14 protein-coding genes and 2 rRNA genes are annotated in these 22,508 nt (G+C 71.4%); 7 read left to right on the top strand and 9 right to left on the bottom strand.

Annotated features, from left to right (window positions below):
• Positions 1–94 precede the first annotated feature (94 nt).
• Together GA0070603_RS32200 and GA0070603_RS26395 are read left to right on the top strand one after the other, a co-directional pair.
• Positions 95–1,855, top strand: coding sequence for a hypothetical protein (locus GA0070603_RS32200; protein WP_091319156.1), 1,761 nt, complete (start codon positions 95–97; stop codon positions 1,853–1,855).
• Between the two features lie 88 nt (positions 1,856–1,943).
• Entirely contained in the window at positions 1,944–3,413 is a 1,470-nt protein-coding gene (locus tag GA0070603_RS26395) for a cryptochrome/photolyase family protein (protein WP_091319153.1), read from the top strand.
• Positions 3,414–3,417: 4 nt separating this feature from the next.
• Here the strand turns inward: GA0070603_RS26395 and GA0070603_RS26390 are convergent, their stop codons facing one another.
• From GA0070603_RS26390 to GA0070603_RS26380, 3 genes are all read right to left on the bottom strand, one after another.
• On the bottom strand, positions 3,418–4,107 hold the full coding sequence (locus GA0070603_RS26390) for a lysophospholipid acyltransferase family protein (protein ID WP_091319151.1): 690 nt from the start codon (positions 4,105–4,107) through the stop codon (positions 3,418–3,420).
• Between the two features lie 133 nt (positions 4,108–4,240).
• Complete coding sequence (gene ileS, locus GA0070603_RS26385) at positions 4,241–7,387, bottom strand: isoleucine--tRNA ligase (protein WP_091319149.1); 3,147 nt, start codon at positions 7,385–7,387, stop codon at positions 4,241–4,243.
• 357 nt (positions 7,388–7,744) lie between these two features.
• Entirely contained in the window at positions 7,745–9,301 is a 1,557-nt protein-coding gene (locus tag GA0070603_RS26380) for an alkaline phosphatase D family protein (protein ID WP_091319146.1), read from the bottom strand.
• 131 nt (positions 9,302–9,432) lie between these two features.
• Between GA0070603_RS26380 and GA0070603_RS26375 the strand changes: the two genes are divergently transcribed.
• The 3 genes from GA0070603_RS26375 (at position 9,433) to sigJ (ending at position 12,066) form a co-directional block, all read left to right on the top strand.
• Positions 9,433–10,443: an ArsR family transcriptional regulator gene (locus GA0070603_RS26375; protein WP_091319144.1), complete on the top strand. Its 1,011-nt coding sequence runs from the start codon at positions 9,433–9,435 to the stop codon at positions 10,441–10,443.
• Positions 10,444–10,741: 298 nt separating this feature from the next.
• On the top strand, positions 10,742–11,182 hold the full coding sequence (locus GA0070603_RS26370) for a carboxymuconolactone decarboxylase family protein (protein ID WP_091319142.1): 441 nt from the start codon (positions 10,742–10,744) through the stop codon (positions 11,180–11,182).
• Positions 11,179–12,066, top strand: a complete 888-nt coding sequence (gene sigJ / locus GA0070603_RS26365) for an RNA polymerase sigma factor SigJ (protein ID WP_244282613.1) — start codon at positions 11,179–11,181, stop codon at positions 12,064–12,066. Before GA0070603_RS26370 ends, sigJ begins: the two co-directional genes overlap by 4 nt.
• A gap of 56 nt (positions 12,067–12,122) precedes the next feature.
• On the opposite strand, the gene ndk is transcribed toward sigJ, so the two are convergent.
• Positions 12,123–12,548: a nucleoside-diphosphate kinase gene (gene ndk / locus GA0070603_RS26360; protein WP_091319140.1), complete on the bottom strand. Its 426-nt coding sequence runs from the start codon at positions 12,546–12,548 to the stop codon at positions 12,123–12,125.
• A gap of 144 nt (positions 12,549–12,692) precedes the next feature.
• On the opposite strand from ndk, the gene GA0070603_RS26355 reads away from it, so the two are divergent.
• Complete coding sequence (locus GA0070603_RS26355) at positions 12,693–13,937, top strand: VOC family protein (RefSeq protein ID WP_091319138.1); 1,245 nt, start codon at positions 12,693–12,695, stop codon at positions 13,935–13,937.
• 34 nt (positions 13,938–13,971) lie between these two features.
• Here the strand turns inward: GA0070603_RS26355 and GA0070603_RS26350 are convergent, their stop codons facing one another.
• From GA0070603_RS26350 to GA0070603_RS26340, 3 genes are read right to left on the bottom strand one after another with little or no spacing between them, the layout of a single operon-like run.
• A complete protein-coding gene (locus GA0070603_RS26350; RefSeq protein WP_244282612.1) occupies positions 13,972–14,415 on the bottom strand; it encodes a DUF4233 domain-containing protein in 444 nt (147 codons plus the stop codon).
• Positions 14,412–15,746, bottom strand: a complete 1,335-nt coding sequence (locus tag GA0070603_RS26345; protein WP_091319135.1) for a bifunctional folylpolyglutamate synthase/dihydrofolate synthase — start codon at positions 15,744–15,746, stop codon at positions 14,412–14,414. Before GA0070603_RS26345 ends, GA0070603_RS26350 begins: the two co-directional genes overlap by 4 nt.
• Positions 15,743–18,361: a valine--tRNA ligase gene (locus tag GA0070603_RS26340; protein WP_091319134.1), complete on the bottom strand. Its 2,619-nt coding sequence runs from the start codon at positions 18,359–18,361 to the stop codon at positions 15,743–15,745. The genes GA0070603_RS26345 and GA0070603_RS26340 overlap by 4 nt, the downstream gene beginning before the upstream one ends.
• 70 nt (positions 18,362–18,431) lie before the next feature.
• On the opposite strand from GA0070603_RS26340, the gene GA0070603_RS26335 reads away from it, so the two are divergent.
• Positions 18,432–19,109, top strand: a complete 678-nt coding sequence (locus GA0070603_RS26335; protein ID WP_091319131.1) for a hypothetical protein — start codon at positions 18,432–18,434, stop codon at positions 19,107–19,109.
• 82 nt (positions 19,110–19,191) lie between these two features.
• On the opposite strand, the gene rrf is transcribed toward GA0070603_RS26335, so the two are convergent.
• Together rrf and GA0070603_RS26325 are read right to left on the bottom strand one after the other, a co-directional pair.
• A 5S ribosomal RNA gene (rrf, locus tag GA0070603_RS26330) occupies positions 19,192–19,308 on the bottom strand.
• 88 nt (positions 19,309–19,396) lie between these two features.
• Positions 19,397–22,507, bottom strand: a 23S ribosomal RNA gene (locus tag GA0070603_RS26325).
• Between the last annotated feature and the right edge of the window lies 1 nt (position 22,508).

Below are 22,508 nucleotides of genomic sequence, written 5' to 3'. Positions count from 1 at the left end.
CGGGTGGCGGGTGCGGGAGCGCGCGTGCCGGGCGATTCGTCGGGGTGGCGGGGCGGTACTAACCTCGTCTCCGGCGCGAGAGGAGATTGCCGCGATGTCGCAGCCGCAGCCGGGGGCGGACCGGCCGGCCGACGGGGGCACCCCGGCCACCGGCCGGGACGGGGGTCCGGCGGTCACCGGGCCGTCGGCCGACGTGCCGCCGCAGGCCACCGTGCCGCCGCAGGCCGCCCCCACGCCCCCGACCACGACCGACGCCTCCTCCGCGCGGGAGCCCGGGCCGGAGTCGGCCATGGCGGAGTCCGTGGCGCCGGACGCCGAGGCCCCGCCCACCGCACCGAACCCGCAGCCGACCCCAGCGGCTGAGACCGCCGCCCCGGCCGAGCCCGCGCCAGGGGCGGAGGCCACCTCGACGCAGGAGCCTGCCGCGCAGCCGAAGCCTGGCGCGCAGCCGGCGCCGGCGGCCGCCTCGCCGGCTGAACCCGCCGCTCAGGCCGACCCGGAGCCACAAGCCGAAGCCGGGACCCAGGCCGCACGGGACACCGAAGCCGTAGTCGGCACGCAGACCGAAGCCGACGCCCAGGCCGAACCCGAGGGCCAGGCCGCACCCGATGCCCAGGTGGCGCCGGACGTCGAGGCGAAATCTGAGCCCTCGGCCGCCGCGGACCCCGACCCCACCCCGGTCTCCCCGGCCCATCCCGCGCGCGGTTCCGCCGCCGTGCCCGGCCCCGCCCGCGCCGCGGGATCGGCCCCGGTCGCGCCCCGTCCCGATCCCACCCGGGTGGAGCGGCGACCCGACCCGACCCGGGTCGAGACCGAGGCGGACGCCACCCCCGCCGAGCCTCCCGCGCCCCGCTGGAGCGGCTCGGCGGCCGTACCGCCCCCGCCGCCGCGCAAGCGCGCCTGGGGCGAGTCGGCCGAGCCCACGCCGGCGCCGCCGGCGGACTCGCCGGAGCACCAGGTCCCGGTCGACCCGTGGGCGGGCGTGGACACCACCGGCTGGGACCTGCACTCCGCCGACTTCCCGGCGCTGCCGCCGACGCTGCCCTACACGGCGCCCTACCCGGTGCCGCAACCGCCGCCGGCACACACCCCGCCCTACCCGGCCCCGCCGGTCGCGGCACCGCCGCCGCGGCACCCGGCGCCCGCCGCCCGCCCGGCTCCGACCCCGCCGCCGGCGGTCGCCCCGCCGGTCCCGCCGCCCCGGCCCACGGTGCCGAAGCAGCGCCGCGGGAAGACCCCGCCGGCGGTGACCGCGCCGCCGGGGTGGCGGCCGCCCAAGGGGTACGTGGCCGTGCCGGTCCGCCGCCGGCGCCGGTGGCCCTGGGTGCTGCTGCTCAGCGTCGCGTGCTGCTGCGGCGTGCCGCTCTGGTGGGCCCAGCCGCTCTCCGCCCAGTACCCGGCCCGCGCGAGCCTGCCCGACCAGCTCGGCTCGCTGCGGCTGCGCCAGGACGAGCGCAGCCAGGCCGCCGCCGAGGAGCTGAAGTCACAGGTACGCCAGTCGCACCTGCTCGCCGAGGACACCTTCGCGGGCATCTACGGCACGACCGACGGCAAGCGGGTCACCCTCTTCGGCGGCACCGGGTTCCGACTCACCCCAGAGTCGGACGCGGAGGCCGAGCTGGTCCGCCTCACCGACCGGTACGACCTCGAACAGTCCGTGCCGGTGGAGACCGGCGTCCGGGGCCGGTACGAGCGCTGCGCGATCGGCCGGGCCGACGGCGACACGGTGGTGGTGTGCACCTCGGTCGACCACGGCAGCCTGGCCACCGGCGTCTTCACCCGGCTGTCGCTGGACGACAGCGGCCGGCTGCTGGACGAGCTGCGCGAGCAGGTCGTGGTCCCCGAGGGATCCTGAGCCGTCGTCACCGTTCGCAACGTATCGAACACGTAAAGGTTCCGTCTTCCTCCCGGGCCGGATCGGCGCGAGGGGCGACAATCAGGACATGTCGCGGCGTTGGCTCTTCGCTGACCAGCTGGGGCCGCACTTCCTCGACGAGCGGAAGCAGCCGGTTCTCCTCATCGAGTCCAAGGCGGTCTTCCGGCGCCGCGTCTACCACCGGCAGAAGGCCCACCTGATCCTCTCCGCGCTGCGGCACCGCGCCGCCGAGCTGGGCGACCAGGCGATCTTTCTGCGCGGCGAGACGTACGGGCAGGCGCTGCGGACGGTCCGCGAGCCGCTGGAGGTCTGCCACCCCACGTCGCGGCGGGCGCTGGAGTTCGTCCGCGAGCGGGACGGTGTGACCGTGCTGCCGGCCCGGGGCCACGTGACCAGCCTGGAGGACTTCGCCGACTGGGCGGACGGCCGGCGGGGCGCGCTGCGCATGGAGGCGTTCTACCGGTTCGCCCGGGAGCACCACGGGGTGCTGATGGACGGCCGCGAGCCGGCCGGCGGCCGGTGGAGCTTCGACACGGAGAACCGCGAGCCGCCGCCGAAGGACGGCCGGCTCGGCGTGCCGGCCCCGCCGATGCCGAAGGAGGACGACATCGACGCGGAGGTCCGGGCCGACCTGGACCGCTGGGCGCGGGAGGGCATCCGGTTCACCGGGCGGGACGGGCCGCGCCGCTTCCCTGCCACTGCCGGGGAGGCCACGGCCCGGCTGCGGCACTTCCTGAAGCACCGGCTCGCCGCGTTCGGCCGGTACGAGGACGCCATGCTCTCCACCGACCCGTGGCTGGCGCACAGCCTGCTGTCGTCCTCGTTCAACCTGGGCCTGCTGGACCCGGTGGAGGCGGTCCGGGGCGCCGAGCGGACGTACCGGCGGCAGGGCGCGCCGCTGGCCGCCGTGGAGGGCTTCGTCCGGCAGGTGATGGGCTGGCGGGACTACATCTGGCACACCTACTGGTACTTCGGGAAGGGCTGGGGGGACAGCAACGAGCTGGGCGCCCGCCGTTCCCTGCCGGACTGGTGGCGCGACCTGGACGCGGACGCGGTCGGCGCGCGCTGCCTCGCCGACGTGCTCACCGGCGTCCGCGACCGGGCCTGGGTGCACCACATCCCGCGGCTCATGGTGCTCGGCAACTACGCCCTCCAGCGCGGCTGGCGCCCGGCGGAGCTGGTCGAGTGGTTCCACACCCGGTTCGTGGACGGCTACGAGTGGGTGATGACCGGCAACGTGGTCGGCATGAGCCAGTACGCCGACCTGGGCCGGATGACCACCAAGCCGTACGTGGCCGGGGGCGCGTACATCAACCGGATGAGCGACTACTGCGGCGGCTGCCGCTACGACCCGCGCCAGCGCCTCGGTGAGGACGCCTGCCCGTTCACCGCCGGCTACTGGGCGTTCCTGGCCCGGAACCGCAGCCGGATCCCGGCGAACGCGCGGATGGCGCGGACCATGAAGCAGCTGAGCCGCCTCAGCGACCTGGACGCGGTGGTGGCCCAGGAGAAGCGGCGCGGCAGCGACCCGCCGTGACGCCTCAGGCGGTCGGGTCGGCGGTGGGCTCGGCGCGCTTCGGCGCGTAGCGCGGCACGTACTCCTGGCCGGTGAGCTTCTGGATCTCGGCCATCAGCTCGTCGGTCATCTCCCGCAGCGACGTGCGGTCGTCCGACCGGCCGGTGAAGTCCAGCGGCTTGCCGAACCGGATGGTGATCTGCGCCCGGCCGGGCCGCGGCACCCGCGTGCCGATGGGCTGCGCCTTGTCGGTGCCGGTCACGCCCACCGGGATGATCGGCACGCCGGCCGCCACGGCCAGCCGCGCGGCGCCGGTGCGCCCCCGGTAGAGCCGGCCGTCGGGCGAGCGGGTGCCCTCGGGGTAGACGGCCACCAGGTCGCCGGCCTTGAGCACCGGGATGGCGGCGTCGAACGCGGACAGCGCCGCCCGGCCGCCGGCCCGCTCGACCGGGATGGCGCCCAGCCCGGTGAGCACGAACTTGGAGAACGCGCCCTTCACGCCGGTGCCCTTGAAGTACTCCGACTTGGCCCAGAAGGCCAGGTGCCGGGGCACCACCGTGCCGAGCAGCAGTTCGTCGGCCACCGAGAGATGGTTGCCCGCGAAGATCGCGCCGCCGGTCGCCGGGATGTGCTCCAACCCCTCCACGTGCGGACGGAAGGCCAACCGCAGCGTGGGCGCCACGGTGAGCTTGCCGATGGTGTAGAGCAGGGGCACGGGTCCTCCGGCGGTCGTACGTGAACAGGCGCTGTCACGGTAGCGGACGGGTCGGCATCCGGCGGATCGGGTGGTCAGGCGTCCGCGGGGTGGGTCCGGCGGCGCGGACGCCGCCGGACCCGCCATCCGGATGTCATACCCGCCGGACGGCCACCGTCACCCGCTCGCCCTCGCCGACCTCGCCGGCGAAGCCGTCGACGCCCTCCGCGAAGTCGACAGTGTCGGCCAGGACCTCCCGGGCCACGAAGTCGGTGTACGCGGCGACCGCCGCGCGGACCTCCTCCGAGGCGGAGACGGCCACCACGATCCGGTCCGAGACGTCGAGGTCGGCGTCCCGGCGGGCCTGCTGCACCACGCGGACCACGTCCCGGGCCAGCCCCTCGGCGGCCAGTTCCGGGGTGACCTCGGTGTCCAGCACGACGACGCCCTCGCCGCCGGGCAGCGGCGCGGAGTGCTCGGCGTCGGCCGCGACGAGGCGCAGCTCGTACTCGCCCTCGGCCAGGGTGATCCCGGCGGCGACCGGGGCGCCGTCGACAAGCTCCCACTCGCCCGCCTTGACCGCCTTGATCACCTGCTGGACCGACTTGCCGACCCGCGGGCCGAGCGCCCGGGGCACCACGGTCAGCACCTGCTGGCAGTACGCGGACACCTCGTCGGTGATCTCCACCGCCTTCACGTTGACCTCGTCGGCGACCAGGTCGGCGAAGGGCCGCAGCTGGGCCGCGACCGGGGAGGCCACGGTCAGCTTCGACAGCGGCAACCGGACCCGCAGCCCCTTGGCCTTGCGCAGCGACAGGGCCGCCGAGGCGACTGCCCGGACGTTGTCCATGGCGGCCACGAGGTCGTGGTCGGCCGGGAACTCCTCCGCCGACGGCCAGTCGGTCAGGTGCACCGACCGCTCGCCGGTGAGGCCGCGCCAGATCTCCTCCGCGGTCAGCGGCGCCAGCGGCGCCACCACCCGGCAGAGCGTCTCCAGCACCGTCCACAGCGTGTCGAACGCGTCCGCGTCGCCCGCCCAGAACCGGTCCCGGGACCGGCGCACGTACCAGTTGGTCAGCGCGTCCAGGTAGGACCGGACGGTGGCGCAGGCGCCCGAGATGTCGTACGCGTCGAACTGCCCCTGGACCGTCGACACCAGCTCGTTCGTCTTCGCCAGCACGTACCGGTCGAGCAGGTGCGTCGAGTCGGTCCGCCGCTTCGCGGTGTACCCGTCCGCGTTGGCGTAGAGCGAGAAGAAGTACCAGACGTTCCAGAGCGGCAGCAGCACCTGCCGCACGGCGTCCCGGATGAGCGTCTCGGTGACCGCCATGTCACCGCCGCGCAGCACCGGTGAGGACATCAGCATCCAGCGCATCGCGTCCGACCCGTACGAGTCGAACACGTGGTAGACGTCCGGGTAGTTGCGCAGGCTCTTGGACATCTTGCGCCCGTCCGAGCCGAGCAGGATGCCGTGGCTCAGGCAGTTGCGGAACGCCGGCCGGTCGAACAGCGCGGTGGCCAGCACGTGCATGGTGTAGAACCAGCCGCGCGTCTGTCCGATGTACTCGACGATGAAGTCGCCCGGGTAGTGGTGCTCGAACCACTCGCGGTTCTCGAACGGGTAGTGCACCTGGGCGAACGGCATCGAGCCGGACTCGAACCAGCAGTCCAGCACCTCGGGCACCCGGCGCATCATCGACTTCCCGGTCGGGTCGTCCGGGTTGGGGCGGACGAGGTCGTCCACCGCCGGCCGGTGCAGGTCGGTCAGGCGTACGCCGAAGTCCCGCTCCAGCTCGTCCAGCGAGCCGTACACGTCGACCCGCGGGTAGTTCGGGTCGTCGGACTTCCACACCGGGATCGGCGAGCCCCAGAACCGGTTCCGGCTGATCGACCAGTCCCGGGCGTTGGCCAGCCACTTGCCGAACGAGCCGTCCTTGATGTGCCCCGGCGTCCAGTTGATCTGCTGGTTCAGCTCGACCATCCGGTCCTTGAACCGGGTGACCGCCACGAACCAGGAGGAGACCGCCTTGTAGACCAGCGGCGTGTCGCAGCGCCAGCAGTGCGGGTAGGAGTGGGTGTAGGTGTCCTGCCGCAGCACCACCCCCCGCTCCTTCAGCTCCCGGATCACCGGCTTGTTCACGTCGAAGACCTGCTCGCCCTGGTACGGCGGGACCAGCCCGGTGAACCGGGTGTGGTCGTCGACCGTCACGACGGTCGGGATGCCGGCCGCGTTGCAGGTGTTCTGGTCGTCCTCACCGAAGGCCGGGGCCAGGTGGACGATCCCCGTGCCGTCCTCGGTGGTGACGAACTCCGCGCCGAGCACCTGGTAGGCGTTCTCGCCGGCGTGCTCGACGAGGAAGTCGTAGAGCGGGGTGTAGCGGCGCCCGACCAGGTCGCGACCGTACACGGTGCCGACCTGCTCGTAGCCCTCCAGTTCCTTGGCGTACGCGCCCAGCCGCGCCGCGCCGACCACGAACCGCTGCCCGTCGCGCTCCAGCACGGCGTACTCGATGTCGGGGCCGACGGCGAGCGCCAGGTTCGACGGCAGCGTCCACGGCGTGGTGGTCCAGACGCCGAGCCGCACCGGGCCGCGCACCGGCTCGGGGGCCGACTCGTCCGCGGTCAGCTCGAACCACACGGTCAGCGTGGGGTCGTGCCGGTCCTTGTAGACGTCGTCCATCCGGGTCTCGGTGTTCGACAGCGGGGTCTCGCACCGCCAGCAGTACGCCAGCACCCGGAAGCCCTCGTAGACCAGGCCCTTGTCGTGCAGGGTCCGGAAGGCCCACATGACGCTTTCCATGTAGTCCAGGTCGAGCGTCTTGTAGTCGTTGGCGAAGTCGACCCAGCGGGCCTGCCGGGTGACGTACCGCTCCCAGTCCTGGGTGAACTCCAGCACCGAGGTGCGGCAGGCCTCGTTGAACCGGGCCACGCCGAGGTCGAGGATCTCCGCCTTGGTGGTGATGCCGAGCTGCTTCTCGGCCACCACCTCGGCGGGCAGGCCGTGGCAGTCCCAGCCGAACCGGCGCTCGACGTGCCGGCCGCGCATGGTCTGGTAGCGCGGCACCACGTCCTTGACGTAGCCGGTGAAGAGGTGGCCGTAGTGCGGCAGGCCGTTGGCGAAGGGCGGGCCGTCGTAGAAGACGTACTCGTTCTTGCCGTCCTGCCCGGCGGGGCGGGCCTCGACCGACGCCTCGAAGGTCTTGTCGGCCGTCCAGTGCTCCAGGACCCGGCGCTCGACCGCGGGCAGGTCCGGGCTCGCCGGGACGCCGCCGGCGGTCGGGTCGTGCAACGGATAGGCCATCGGGGGTCGCTCTCCTCGCGCAGCTCACTCGTCGGTGGGTCTGCGAGGACGAGCTTCTCCGGGTTGGCCGTGTCGGCGCCCCCGGGTGGCCCGCGGTACCACCCCGCTTGGCGGTCAAGGTGCGACCGCCCGCTCGTTGTCGGCTGTGACGGGCCGTCCCGTCCGGTTCTACTGAGCCGGTCACCCGGCCGTTCTTCCGGAGGCTCGCCGGTGATGGCCGGGTCGTCGCCTGTGTGCCCACAAGCGTACTCGACCCACCGCCCGTCCCGCCTCCGAGTATCGCCCCGCCCCGGTGATCATGAGGTTGACGGCGGCATCCGAGATCGTCGTCGCCGCCAACCTCATGATCGACGCGGGTCAGCGGGTGGGGGCCGGGAGGGTGGTGGTCCAGAGGGAGGCGCCCGACCGGTCGCGGAGGTTCACCGTCAGGGCGGCCGTCTCGCCGTCGATCTCCACCTCGCCGAAGTGCTGGAAGCCCTCCGCCGGGGAGGTGTTGGCGCGGGGCGGTGCGTGGACGAAGACGGCCCGCGGGCCGAAGGTGCCGTCCAGGGCGTTCGGGCCGAAGGCGCCGGCGTGGGCCGGGCCGGAGACGAACTCCCAGAACGGGGTGAACTCGCCGAACGCCGCCCGGGCCGGGTCGTAGTGGTGGGCCGCGGTGTAGTGCACGTCGGCGGTGAGGAAGACGAGCCCGGTCACCCCGGCCCGGTGCACGGCACGCAGCACCTCGGCGAACTCCCGCTCGCGGCCGGCCGGCGCGCCCGGGTCGCCCTGCGCCACACCCTCCTGCGCGCCGGGGCCGTCCGGCACCACGAGGCCGACCGGCAGGTCGTTGGCGATCACCTTCCAGGTCGCCGTCGACCGGGTCAGCTCGCGGACCAGCCACTCCCGCTGCTCCCGCCCGAGCAGGCCGCGGCCCGGGTCGGCGTACGTGTTGCCGTCGTTCGGGTCCTTGTAGGTGCGCATGTCGAGGACGAAGACGTCCAGCAGCGGCCCGTACGACAGCCTGCGGTAGAGCGGGCCGTCGGCGGCGACCGGCAGCCACTCGTGGAACGCCTGCCGGGCCCGCGCGGCGAGCACGTCCACCCGCTTCTCGGCGTACCCGTCGTCGACGAGGATCTCCCCCGGGTACCAGTTGTTCAGCACCTCGTGGTCGTCCCACTGGTTCACCTGCGGCACCTCCGCGGCGAACGCCCGCAGGTGCTCGTCGAGCAGGTTGTACGCGAACTGCCCCCGGTACTCGGCCAGGGTCTCGGCGACCTTGCTCTTCTCCGGGGTGACCAGGTTGCGCCAGATCCGGCCGTCGGGCAGCGTGACGGTCTCGGTGAGCGGGCCGTCCGCGTACACGGTGTCGCCGCTGCACAGGAAGAAGTCGGGGCGGCGCTCGCGCATCGACCGGAAGATGGCCAGGCCGTCGAAGTCCGGGCTGATCCCCCAGCCCTGCCCCACGATGTCGCCGGTCCAGACGAACCGCACGTCCCGGCGCTTGTGCCGCCCCGGCGCGGTGGCGAACGAGCCGGCCAGCGGCTCGCTGCACAGGCCGGGCCGGTCCAGGCTCTCCACCCGGACCCGGTAGTGGAGCCGCTCGCCGGCCGGCAGCCCGCGCAACCGGACCCGGCCGGTGAAGTCGCCGCCCGGGTCGAGCACCGGCCCGCGCACCACGCGCGCCCCGCGCAGGTCGGGCCGGCGGCTCAACTCCACAAGCATGCGGCCGGGCCGGTCCGCGCGGGTCCAGACCAGCGCCGAGTCGGCGGTCACGTCGCCGCTCTGCACGCCGTGGGTGAGCAGCGGCCGCCCGGCCGGCCGCCAGGCGGGGGCGGCGAGCGCGCCGGGCGCGCCGAGCACCGCGCCGCCGGCGACGCCGGCCCCGGCCACCAGGCCGGCGCGCAGCAGCGTACGTCGGTCGAGTTGTGTCATGGATCCTCCCGGTTCAGAAGTCCGCCAGCCCGGTCTACCGGCCGGACATGACGGCGGGTGCCGCCCGAGGTGGCCAGCACCTCAACGGCGGCTGTCCACACCCGCCACACCGGTACCGGTAGCCTCGCGGCGTGATCCGGATCCATCTGGACGACAGGACCGTGGCCCACACCCGGATCGCGGTCAGTCCGCTGTGGGAGATCCAGGCCGGCTTCTGGCTGCTGCACCGCAACCCCGACGAGCTGCCCTGGCCCTACACCGACTGGGCGCGGCAGGCCCGCCGGGTGCTGGCCGGGCTGCCCGAGTCGGCGCCGCTGCGGGTCTACCTGGACGCCGGGGCGAACATGCCGGACTTCCTCAGCCCGATCCCGCCCACCGCCGCGCCGACCCTGGCCGAGGAGACCGCCGCGCTGCGCGACACCCCGGCGGAACTGGTCGCCGAGCAGCTCGCCCGGCACTGGCCGGACGGTGTCCCGGACTGGCTGCGCCCGTACGCGACCGACCCGCGCGCCGCCCTCGACCGGGTCGCCGACGACCTGCTCGGCTGGTGGGAGGCGGCGCTCGCGCCCTGGTGGCCGGCGATGCGGGCGGCGCTGGACGAGGAGGTGCTGCACCGGGCGCGGGCGCTGGCCGCCGACGGGCCGGACGCGCTCCTGGCCGACCTGCACGAGCAGGCCCGGTGGGAGCGGCCGGTGCTGACCGTGGTGAAGCCGTGGGAGCAGGAGGTCCGTGCCGCCGACCAGCGGCTGCTGCTCATTCCGCTGATCTTCTCCGGCGGCGGGCTGGCCTGCTCCACCGACCACCCGAACGTGGTGGCGGTCTCCTACCCGGCCCGGGGCGCGGCGCTGCTGGCCGCCGGGCCGGCCGGGCAACCGGACCCGGTGACCGACCGCCTGGCGCTGCTGCTCGGCCGGGGCCGCGCCACGGTGCTGCGGGCACTGGGCCGCCCGGCCACCACCGCCGGCCTGGCCGCCGCCCTCGGGCTGGCGCCGAGCACCGTCTCGGAGCACCTGTCCGCGCTGCTCGCCGCCGGGGTGGTGCACCGCCGGCGGGTCGGCCGGCGGGTGCTCTACGGGCTGGAGCCGACCGGCGCCGCGCTGCTGGGCCTGCTCTCCGGCGAGCCCGTGGACCGGACCGCGTGAGGATTCGGCCACGCCCGAATCCATGGCGCAGACGGCCGCCCCGCGCCTAGCGTGACCCGCGCAGCACCGGTCCCGCCGGATGGTCGCCTCGCGTCCGCCCGGGTCAGTCGGCCGACGCCGCGGGGCGGGGAGCGGTCCGCGGCGTCGACCGGGGGTCGACACGGGGAGCTGTCCGGTCCGATTCCCCCAGGGCGGCGCCCGGGCAGCTCCCCCATGACCACCGTCACATCCCGCACCGTCACACCGCCGCGACCCCGATCCGTCGTATGGGCGTACCGACGAGATGAGGGAGGCGGCCATGAGCCGAATCGACATGCCGGCGGTGGTGCCGCAGGCGTACCAGGCGGTGCTCGGCCTGGAGAAGTACGTGCAGAAGAACGTCGACCACACCGTGCTGGAGCTGGTCAAGCTGCGGGCGTCGATGCTGAACGGCTGCTCGTTCTGCGTGGACATGCACAGCCGGGACGCGCTGGCGGCCGGGGAGTCCAGCCGGCGGCTGTTCGCCGTCGCGGCGTGGCGCGAGGCGCCCTTCTTCACCGAGCGGGAGCGGACCGCGCTGGCGCTGACCGACTCGGTGACCCGGCTCGGCGAGCACGGCGTGCCGGACGACGTGTGGGACGCCGCCGCGAAGGTCTGGTCGGAGAAGGAACTGGCCGATCTGGTGGTCGCGATCGCCACAATCAACGTGTGGAACAGGATCTCGGTGAGCACCCGCACCGAGCCGCCGGTCGAGGTGTGACCTCACCCTCGGCGGCGGCGCAGGCGGCCGGTGCGCTCCTCGCGCACCGGCCGATGCTGCTCGGGCTGGCGTACCGGCTGCTCGGCAGCCTGCACGACGCCGAGGACGTGCTCCAGGAGGCGTACCTGCGCTGGCTGGACGTCGACCGGGACAGCGTGGCCGAACCGCGCCGCTACCTGTCCCGGGTGGTCACCCGGCTCGCCCTGGACCGGCTCCGCGCCCGGCAGTCGGCCCGGGAGACCTACGTGGGGCCGTGGCTACCGGAGCCGGTGCCGACCGATCCGTCGCCGTTCGGCCCGCTGGAGACCGTCGAGCAGCGGGACACGCTTTCCACCGCGCTGCTGCACCTGCTGGAACGGCTCACCCCGCCCGAGCGCGCGGTCTACGTGCTGCACACCGCCTTCGCCCTGCCGTACGCCGAGATCGGCGACCTGCTGGACCGGTCCGCGGCGGACTGCCGGCAGCTGCACCACCGCGCGGTCGCCCGGATCGCCGAGGGCCGGCGGCGGTTCACCGCCGGCGCGGCGGAGCAGCGGCGCCTGCTGGACGCCTTCCTGGCCGCGGCGCGCGACGGCGACCTGGCCCGGCTGACCGGCCTCGTGGCCGACGACGCCACCGCCTGGAACGACGGCGGCGGCCGGGTCTCGGCCGCCCGCAAACCGGTGCTCGGCGCGGAGCGGATCGCCCGCTTCTTCACCGGCCTGTACCACCGACGGCACCCCGGCGTCCGGGGCGACCGGATCGAGCTCAACGGCGCGCCGGCGCTGCTGCTGCACCTGCCGTCCGGAGCCCGCTACACGCTCTCCGTGGCGGCCGCCGACGGCCGGATCACCGGCTTCTACCTGATCGGCAACCCGGACAAGCTCGACCTCCTGCCCGGCTGAGCACGTGCCGCGGCCCCGGCCCGCGGGCGCGGGACCGGGGCCGTGGTGAAGCCGGGTCAGCCGAGCTCGGGGAACCAGAGGCCGATCTCGCGCTTGGCGCTGTCGACCGAGTCGGAGGCGTGGACCAGGTTCTCCCGGTTCGAGAGCGAGAAGTCACCGCGGATCGTGCCGGCGGCGGCCTTGCGGCCGTCGGTGCTGCCGATCATGCCGCGCACCACCTCGATCACCTGGTCGCCGGAGAGCACCAGGGCCACCAGCGGACCGCCGGTCATGAACGCCTTCAGCGGCGGGTAGAACGGCTTGTCCACGTGCTCGGCGTAGTGCTGGTCGGCGAAGTCGCCGTCCATGGTGCGGGTCACCAGCGCGTCGATCCGCAGGCCCTTGCGCTCGAAACGGGCGAGGATCTCCCCCACCAGACCGCGGCGGACCGCGTCGGGCTTGATCAGTACGAGCGTGCGCTCGTCCGGGCTGCTGCTGGACACGCTGGTTTCCTCCTGTGCGCGGAACCGGGTCGGGCTGGGTACGGTCAGCGTAGCGACCCGGTCCCGGCGCCGGCGCGGCGGCTGCTCCTTCCCTGGGTCGTCGCGGCGGCCTAGCCTGGCCCTGGAACCCCTGGGAGGTCCACTGTGGCGAATGGCGGGAACCGACCGATCGCGCCCGTGCGCAAGCTGATCGGCGCCGTGCTGGGCACCCTGGCCACGTTCGTGATCCTGTTCGGGCTGGGCATGACGAGCTGGGCCATCGTGGCGCTCGGTTTCGCCCTGCTGGTGCTGGCCATCGCCCTGGCCACGGTCCGTGGCGGCGGCCGCACCTGGGTGGTCGGGCTGGGTCACGTGCACAGCGCCTCCGAGCCGCCCACCCAGTACGCCTTCGGCCGCTGTGAACTGCAACTGGTGATCGACGCGCCCGGCCTGCCGCCCCGGTCCAAGAAGATCATCGAGCCGCGGGTCCCGGTCGCCAAGTGGCCGTCGCTCGGCCAGGCGCTGCCCGTCCGGGTCGCCCTTGACGACCAGCGGCACGTCCGCGTGCTGTGGGACGAGGTGCCCACCCACGCCGAGACCGCCGCCGCGGTGGCCGACCTGCCACCCGAGTACGCCGACCCGGACCCGATCGACGAGGTGCTCATCGGGCAGGAGGCCCCGCCGTGGGCCGACCGGGCCCCGGAGGACGACTTCCGCGACGACTACCCGCCCGCGCCCGATCCCCTCCTCGACGACCTCACCGTGCTGCCGGAGGAGCGGGAGCCCGTGGTGCTGCACCAGCGCCCCGGCGGCGGGGTCGTGCTGGAGGGGCAGTTGGTCGAGCCGACCGTGGGCGGCCCGCTCCCCCGCCGGGCCCCGGCGCCCCGCCCGCCCGCCGAGGAGGGGTTCGACACCGTGCCGATGGACCCCATCGACGTCCCGCTGGACGAGCCGGCCGGCGACGCGCCGCCCACCGCGGAGGAGCTGGACGAGGCCATCTTCGGCCCGGCCGGCGACGCGCCGGCCGAGGTGGCGAGCCCGATCAGCGGGGTCGGCATCACCCTGCTCGTCACCGACCTCGACCGATCCCTGGACTTCTACCGGGACCTCGGCTTCGACGAGCTGGACCGGGGCGAGGGCAACGCCGTGCTCGCCTCCGGGCCGACCCGCCTGGTGCTGCGCCGGGTGACCGGGGCCGCCCCGATCAGCCGCCGGCTGGTCCACGTCAACCTGGAGGTCGACGACATCCAGGCGGCGTACGAGCGGCTGCGCGGCTCGGGCGTCCGGTTCACGTACGCCCCGCGGGTGGTCAACCGGGGCACGAAGCTGGAGGTGTGGGCGGCCGCCTTCCGCGACCCGGACGGGCACGGCGTGGCGCTCACCCAGTGGCGCACCCTCGCCGACGCCTGAGCCCCGCCCCGCAGCACGGCGACCGGGGCCCCGCTCAGCCGAGGATGACCCGCCGCACGTGCAGCGCGTACGCCCACACCAGCGCGAACATGACGCCGAGCGCGAACAGCGACCAGTGCAGCAGCCCGGAGAGCAGCAGCAGGCCCTGGAGCACCGTGCCGGCGTGCCAGGCCCAGGCCCGCTTCATCTGCCCGGCGAGCGCCACACAGGCGACCGCCAGCGCGACGATCGCACCGAGGGCGGCGCCGCTCAGGTCGCCGCCGACCACCCGGATCGGCTGGATGGCCAGCAGCAGCACGAGCGCCTCCAGGGCGAGCGTGCCGGCGCCGAGGCCGCGGACCGCCTTGTCGGGGTTGCGCAGCCCGGACCGCCGCTGCCCGCCGCCCTCGGCCGGAGCGCCTCCGGTCTGAGCGCCCTGAGCCGGGGCGCCTTCGGACGGGGCGCCCGTGCCGGGGCGCTCCTCCACCGGGCCGGTCATCGCTTGAGCAGCCGGCGGGCGTCGGCCACGGTCACCACCGATCCGGTAATCAGCACGCCCACCCCGGCCAGCTCGCCCGGCACGTCGGACTCGGCCTCGGCGACGGCCGCCTCGATGGCGTCCGGCATCTCCTCGGCCACCTGCACCCGGTCCGGCCCGAAGGTCTCCCGGGCCAGCGCGGCCAGCTCGTCGACGGGCATCGCCCGGGGCGAGCTGTTCGCGGTGACCACGATCGAGTCGAGCACCGGCTCCAGCAGCTCCAGCAGGCTGGCCGCGTCCTTGTCGCCGAGCACGGCCAGCACGCCGACCAGCTTGCTGAACGCGAACTCCTCCTGGAGCGCCGTGACGGTGGCGGCCATCCCGTGCGGGTTGTGCGCGCCGTCGAGCAGGATCGTGGGGGCGGTGCGCACCTTCTCCAGCCGCCCCGGCGAGCTGGTCGCCGCGAAGCCCTCCCGGACCGCCTCGATGTCGAGCTGCCGTCGCGCGCCCGCGCCGAGGAACGCCTCCACCGCGGCCAGCGCCACGGCGGCGTTCTGTGCCTGGTGGGCGCCGTGCAGCGGGATGAAGATCTCCTCGTACACCCCGCCCAGGCCCTGGATGGTGAGCACCTGGCCGCCGACGGCCACCGCGCGGCGCAGCACGCCGAACTCGGCGCCCTCCCGCGCGACGGTGGCGTTCACCTCGGCGCAGCGCTCCAGGATCGGCCGGGCGGCCTCCTCCTCCTGGGCCGCGGCGATCACCGTGGCGCCGGAGTGGATGATGCCCGCCTTGTGCAGGGCGATGTCCTCGATGGTGTCGCCGAGCCACTCGGTGTGGTCCAGCCCGATCGGGGTGATCACGGCGACCCCGGCCTGGATGACGTTTGTGGCGTCCTCGGCGCCGCCGAGCCCCACCTCCACCACGGCGACGTCCACGGGGGCGTCGGCGAAGGTGGCGAAGGCCAGCGCGGTGGTCAGGTCGAAGTAGGTGAGCGGCTCCTCGGAGCGCTGGTCGACCAGCTCGGCGAGGGGCGCCACCTCGCGGTAGGTCGCCACGAAGCGGTCCTCGCTCACCGGCTCGCCGTCCAGGCTGATCCGCTCCCGGACGGTCTCCAGGTGCGGGCTGGTGTAGCGGCCGGTGTGCAGCCCGAACGCCCGCAGCAGCGAGTCGATCATCCGGGCCGTCGAGGTCTTGCCGTTGGTCCCGGTCAGGTGGATCGACGGGTACGCCCGCTGCGGGCTGCCGAGCAGGTCGAGCAGGCTCTCGATCTTCTCCAGCTCGAAGCGCATGCGGGTGAAGCCGCGCGCGTTGAGCGCGGCCTCCACCTCGGCGAATTCGGTGCGGTCGGTCACGACGGCAGCGCCTCCAGGGCGGCGTTGATCCGAACAAGATCCGCCTCGGCCACCGCCAGCCGCTCGCGGATCTTGGCGACCACCGGCTCCGGGGCCTTGCCGACGAACGCCGGGTTGTCCAGCTTCGCCCGCGCCTGCGCGGCCTCCTTCTCGGCGGCCGCCCGGTCCTTGGTCAGTCGGGCCCGCTCGGCGGCCACGTCGATCGAACCCCGGGTGTCCAGGGCGACGCTGACCTCGCCCGGCATGGCGAGGGTGGCGCTGGCCTGGAAGTCGTCGCCGGGGGCGTCGAGCCGGACCAGCGAGCGGACCAGCGGCTCGTGCGCCGCGATGCCCGCGCCGGCCAGGCCGTCGAGCCGGGCCGCCACCCGCTGCGTCGGGCGCAGGCCCTGGTCGGACCGGAAGCGCCGGATCTCGGTCACCACCCGCTGGAGGGTGCCGACCTCGACCTCCGCGGCGTCGTCCACGAGGGTACGGTCGGCCGCCGGCCAGGCGGCGGTCATCACCGTCTCGCCGCCGGTCAGCGCGGTCCACAGCTCCTCGGTGACGAACGGGATCACCGGGTGCAGCAGCCGCAGCAGCTGGTCCAGCACGTGCCCGAGCACCCGGCGGGTGGCGTCGGCGGCCGGCCCGCCCTCGGCGAGCACCGGCTTGCTCAGCTCCACGTACCAGTCGCAGACGTCGTCCCAGGCGAAGTGGTAGAGCAGGTCACAGACCTTGGCGAACTCGTACGCCTCGAACTGCTCGTCCACCTCGGCCGTGACGTGCGCCAGCCGGGAGAGGATCCACCTGTCGACGGTCGACAGCTCGGCGGCGGCCGGCAGCGGCCCGTCGGTGTGGGCGCCGTTGAGCAGCGCGAACCGGGTGGCGTTCCAGAGCTTGTTGCAGAAGTTCCGCGAGCCCTGGCACCACTCCTCGCTGACCGGCACGTCCTGACCGGGGTTGGCGCCCCGGGCGAGGGTGAACCGGGTGGCGTCGGCGCCGAACCGGTCGATCCAGTCCAGCGGGTCGACCACGTTGCCGAACGACTTCGACATCTTCTTGCCGTGCTCGTCGCGGACCATGCCGTGCAGGGCGACCACGTCGAACGGCTGCACGCCGTCCATGGCGTAGAGGCCGAACATCATCATCCGGGCGACCCAGAAGAAGAGGATGTCGTAGCCGGTGACCAGCACGCTGGTCGGGTAGAACTTCGCGAGGTCCGGGGTGCGCTCCGGCCAGCCGAGCGTGGAGAACGGCCAGAGGCCGCTGGAGAACCAGGTGTCCAGGACGTCCTCGTCCTGCCGCCAGCCGTCGCCGGTCGGCGGCTCCTCGTCCGGGCCGACGCAGACGATCTCGCCGTCCGGGCCGTACCAGACCGGGATGCGGTGACCCCACCAGAGCTGCCGGGAGATGCACCAGTCGTGCATGTTGTCGACCCAGGCGAAGTAGCGCTTGGCCAGCTCGGCCGGCTCGATCTTCACCCGGCCGTCGCGCACCGCGTCACCGGCGGCCTTGGCCAGCGGGGCGGTGTTGACGAACCACTGGAGCGACAGCCGCGGCTCGACGGTGGTCTTGCAGCGGGAGCAGTGCCCCACCGCGTGCACGTACGGCCGCTTCTCGGCCACGATCAGGCCCTGCTCGCGCAGCGCCGCCACGATCGCCGGGCGGGCCTCGTACCGGTCCAGGCCCTGGAACGGGCCCGGCGCCGTGATGATGCCGCGCTCGTCCATGATCGTGAGCTGCGGCAGGTCGTGCCGCTGGCCGATCTCGAAGTCGTTCGGGTCGTGCGCCGGCGTCACCTTGACCATGCCGGTGCCGAAGCTCGGGTCGACGTGCTCGTCGGCGACGATCGGGATGCGCCGGTCGGTCAGCGGCAGGGCGACCTCGGTGCCGATGAGGTGCCGGTAGCGCTCGTCGTCCGGGTGCACCGCGACCGCGGTGTCGCCGAGCATGGTCTCGGCCCGGGTGGTGGCCACCACTACCTCGTCGCTGTAGCGGATCGAGATCAGCTCACCCTCGTCGTCGGTGTGCTCGACCTCGATGTCGGAGAGCGCGGTGAGGCAGCGCGGGCACCAGTTGATGATCCGGTTCGCCCGGTAGATGAGCCCGTCGTCGAAGAGCTTCTTGAACATCGTCTGGACGGCCCGGGACAGGCCCTCGTCCATGGTGAAGCGCTCGCGGTCCCAGTCGACGGCGTCGCCGAGCCGGCGCATCTGGCCCAGGATGGCGCCGCCGGACTCGGCCTTCCACTGCCAGACCCGCTCGACGAACTTCTCCCGGCCCAGGTCGTGCCGGGACAGCCCCTCGCCGGCGAGCTGCCGCTCGACCAGGTTCTGGGTGGCGATGCCGGCGTGGTCCATGCCGGGCAGCCACAGCGCCTCGTAGCCCTGCATCCGCTTACGCCGGTTCAGCGCGTCCATGAGGGTGTGCTCGAACGCGTGGCCCATGTGCAGCGAGCCGGTGACGTTCGGCGGCGGGATGACGATGGTGAAGGGCGGCTTGTCGCTGTCCGCCGACGCCCGGAAGTGGCCGGCGGCTACCCACTGCTCGTACCGTCGCTGCTCTACCTCGCCGGGCTGGTACTGGCCGGCAAGGGTCGGGGCGTCGGGGCGTCGGGCATCCAGTCTCTCGGTCACCCTGAAAGTCTACGGAGCGCTTTCGGAGACCCCGCGTGCGCCACCTGTTAGTTCGCGTACGGTGGCGGACATGTCCGACGCGCACCTCACCGAGCGTCCGGTCGACGAGGGCCCGGAGCCCGTCGACCTGACCGACGAGCCGATCCGGCTGAGCCGCCGCGACCCCGCGCTGGAGCCCGAACGACGCCCCGTCTCGCGGCGGCGGAAGATCGCGCTCACGGCCGCGCTGGTGGTCGGGCTGGCCGGCGCCGGGGCGCTCGGCCTCGGTGGCTGGCGGGTGCTGTCGGAGAAGGACACCGAGCTGACCGCGCCGGCAACGGTGGCGGGGCTCACGCGGGACGACAGCGACCGGGCCCGCAGCACCGCCGACTACCTGCGCGACGGTTTCGCCGCCGACATCGAACTGGACCGGAGCTTCGGCACGGTCTACACCGACCCGGCGGACGCCAAGCGGTCGGTGCTGCTCTTCGGCGGCACCACCCTGCTGTGGCAGCCGGAGCGGGACCTGGACAGCCTCTTCGGGCTGATGGCCGACGAGACCGGCAAGGTGACGGCCCTGCGCGAGGTGGACGCCGGCCGCCTGGGCGGCGTCATGAAGTGCGGTACGACGAGCGGCGACGGCGGCGACTTCGCGGTCTGCGGCTGGGCCGACCACGGCAGCGTCGCGATGGGGATGTTCCCGGGCCGGTCGGTGGACGAGGCCGCGGCGCTGTTCCGCAAGCTCCGCGAGGGCATCCAGCACCGGTGACCCGGCGGCGCCCCTTCGGGGCGCCATTTCACTTGTGAACGCAGTCAGGGCCACCCCGAAGGGTGGCCCTGACTGGAAGATTGTCCGGCGGTGTCCTACTCTCCCACACCCTCCCGAGTGCAGTACCATCGGCGCTGGAGGGCTTAGCTTCCGGGTTCGGAATGTGACCGGGCGTTTCCCCTCCGCCATGACCGCCGTAACTCTATGAACATGTCAAACAACTCAACCAACCATTGTTGGGTGTTGTTCGCTCGTTCAGAGTTGCACAGTGGACGCGTAGCAGCTTCGTAGTCAAGTCCTCGGCCTATTAGTACCGGTCAACTGAACCCGTTACCGGGCTTACATTTCCGGCCTATCAACCCAGTCGTCTAGCTGGGGGCCTTACCCACTCAAAGAGTGGTGGGATACCTCATCTTGAAGCGAGCTTCCCGCTTAGATGCTTTCAGCGGTTATCCCTTCCGAACGTAGCTAACCAGCCGTGCCCCTGGCGGGACAACTGGCACACCAGAGGTTCGTCCGTCCCGGTCCTCTCGTACTAGGGACAGCCCTTCTCAAGTATCCTACGCGCACGGCGGATAGGGACCGAACTGTCTCACGACGTTCTAAACCCAGCTCGCGTACCGCTTTAATGGGCGAACAGCCCAACCCTTGGGACCTGCTACAGCCCCAGGATGCGACGAGCCGACATCGAGGTGCCAAACCATCCCGTCGATATGGACTCTTGGGGAAGATCAGCCTGTTATCCCCGGGGTACCTTTTATCCGTTGAGCGACACCGCTTCCACATGCCAGTGCCGGATCACTAGTCCCGACTTTCGTCCCTGCTCGACCTGTCAGTCTCACAGTCAAGCTCCCTTGTGCACTTGCACTCAACACCTGATTGCCAACCAGGCTGAGGGAACCTTTGGGCGCCTCCGTTACCCTTTAGGAGGCAACCGCCCCAGTTAAACTACCCACCAGACACTGTCCCTGAACCGGATAACGGTCCGAAGTTAGATACCCAAATCAACCAGAGTGGTATTTCAAGATTGCCTCCACCCATACTGGCGTATGAGCTTCACCGGCTCCCACCTATCCTACACAAGCTAACTCAAGTACCAATGTCAAGCTATAGTAAAGGTCCCGGGGTCTTTCCGTCCTGCCGCGCGTAACGAGCATCTTTACTCGTAATGCAATTTCGCCGGGCCTGTGGTTGAGACAGTGGGGAAGTCGTTACGCCATTCGTGCAGGTCGGAACTTACCCGACAAGGAATTTCGCTACCTTAGGATGGTTATAGTTACCACCGCCGTTTACTGGCGCTTAAGTTCTCCGCTTCGCCCCGAAGAGCTAACAGGTCCCCTTAACGTTCCAGCACCGGGCAGGCGTCAGTCCATATACATCGAATTACTTCTTCGCATGGACCTGTGTTTTTAGTAAACAGTCGCTTCCCCCTGCTCTCTGCGGCCATACAACGCTCCACCCGCGCGGGGCTTCACGTCTCCGGCCCCCCTTCTCCCTAAGTTACGGGGGCAATTTGCCGAGTTCCTTAACCACAGTTCGCCCGATCGCCTCGGTATTCTCTACCTGACCACCTGTGTCGGTTTGGGGTACGGGCCGCTAAGAACTCGCTAGAGGCTTTTCTCGGCAGCATAGGATCACTGACTTCACCTGAATCGGCTCGGCATCACGTCTCAGCCTATATGCACCGCGGATTTGCCTACGGCACGGCCTACACGCTTACCCCGGCACAACCACCGGCCGGGCTCAGCTACCTTCCTGCGTCACCCCATCGCTTGACTACTACCCGCCAGGTTCCCACGCTCCCCAACCTCAGTCCGAAGACCTTGGCTGGTTTGGGTGGTTAGCACAACGAGGTTCGTCAGGGTCGCTCTTTCGCGGGTACGGGAATATCAACCCGTTGTCCATCGACTACGCCTCTCGGCCTCGCCTTAGGTCCCGACTCACCCAGGGCGGATTAGCCTGGCCCTGGAACCCTTGGTCATCCGGCGGAAGGGTTTCTCACCCTTCTTTCGCTACTCATGCCTGCATTCTCACTCGTGCCGCGTCCACAACTAGGTCACCCCGTTGCTTCACTCGCGGCACGACGCTCCCCTACCCATCCACACACCTGCACAAGGAATCAAGTCCAAGCGAGGTTAAAATGTGAATGCCACAGCTTCGGCGGTGTGCTTGAGCCCCGCTACATTGTCGGCGCGGAACCACTTGACCAGTGAGCTATTACGCACTCTTTAAAGGGTGGCTGCTTCTAAGCCAACCTCCTGGTTGTCTATGCGACCCCACATCCTTTTCCACTTAGCACACGCTTAGGGGCCTTAGCTGGTGATCTGGGCTGTTTCCCTCTCGACTACGAAGCTTATCCCCCGCAGTCTCACTGCCGCGCTCTCACTTACCGGCATTCGGAGTTTGGCTGATTTCGGTAAGCTTGTGGGCCCCCTAGACCATCCAGTGCTCTACCTCCGGCAAGAAACACGCGACGCTGCACCTAAATGCATTTCGGGGAGAACCAGCTATCACGGAGTTTGATTGGCCTTTCACCCCTAACCACAGGTCATCCCCCAACTTTTCAACGTTGGTGGGTTCGGCCCTCCACGCGGTCTTACCCGCGCTTCAGCCTGCCCATGGCTAGATCACTCCGCTTCGGGTCTAGAGCATGCGACTATATTCGCCCTATTCAGACTCGCTTTCGCTACGGCTCCCCCACACGGGTTAACCTCGCCACATGCCACTAACTCGCAGGCTCATTCTTCAAAAGGCACGCCGTCACCCCGCAAGGCTCCGACGGATTGTAGGCGAACGGTTTCAGGTACTATTTCACTCCCCTCCCGGGGTACTTTTCACCATTCCCTCACGGTACTCGTCCGCTATCGGTCACCAGGAAGTATTTAGGCTTACCAGGTGGTCCTGGCAGATTCACGGCAGATTTCAGGGGTCCGCCGCTACTCGGGAACACCCACAGAAGGTCAGCAACTTTCACCTACCGGACTCTCACCGTCTACGGTCAGCCTTTCCAGACTGTTCGACTAGCCACTGACTTTGTAACTCCTCGAACGAGTGTCAGCTCGTTCAGCGGGGTCCCACAACCCCGACCACGCAACCCCTGACAGGTATCACACGCAGCCGGTTTAGCCTCAATCCGCTTTCGCTCGCCACTACTCACGGAATCACTTGTTGTTTTCTCTTCCTACGGGTACTGAGATGTTTCACTTCCCCGCGTTCCCCCCACACACCCTATGTGTTCAGGTGCGGGTGACACCACATGACTGGTGCCGGGTTTCCCCATTCGGACACCCTGGGATCACAGCTTGGTTGACAGCTCCCCCAGGCCTATCGCGGCCTCCCACGTCCTTCATCGGCTCCTGGTGCCAAGGCATCCACCGTTCGCCCTTGACAACTTGACCA

It is taken from the genome of Micromonospora chersina (assembly GCF_900091475.1).
GTDB lineage: Bacteria > Actinomycetota > Actinomycetes > Mycobacteriales > Micromonosporaceae > Micromonospora > Micromonospora chersina.
The sequence above is the reverse complement of the archived record's forward strand: the minus strand, read 5'-3'. Positions and strand labels throughout refer to the sequence as shown.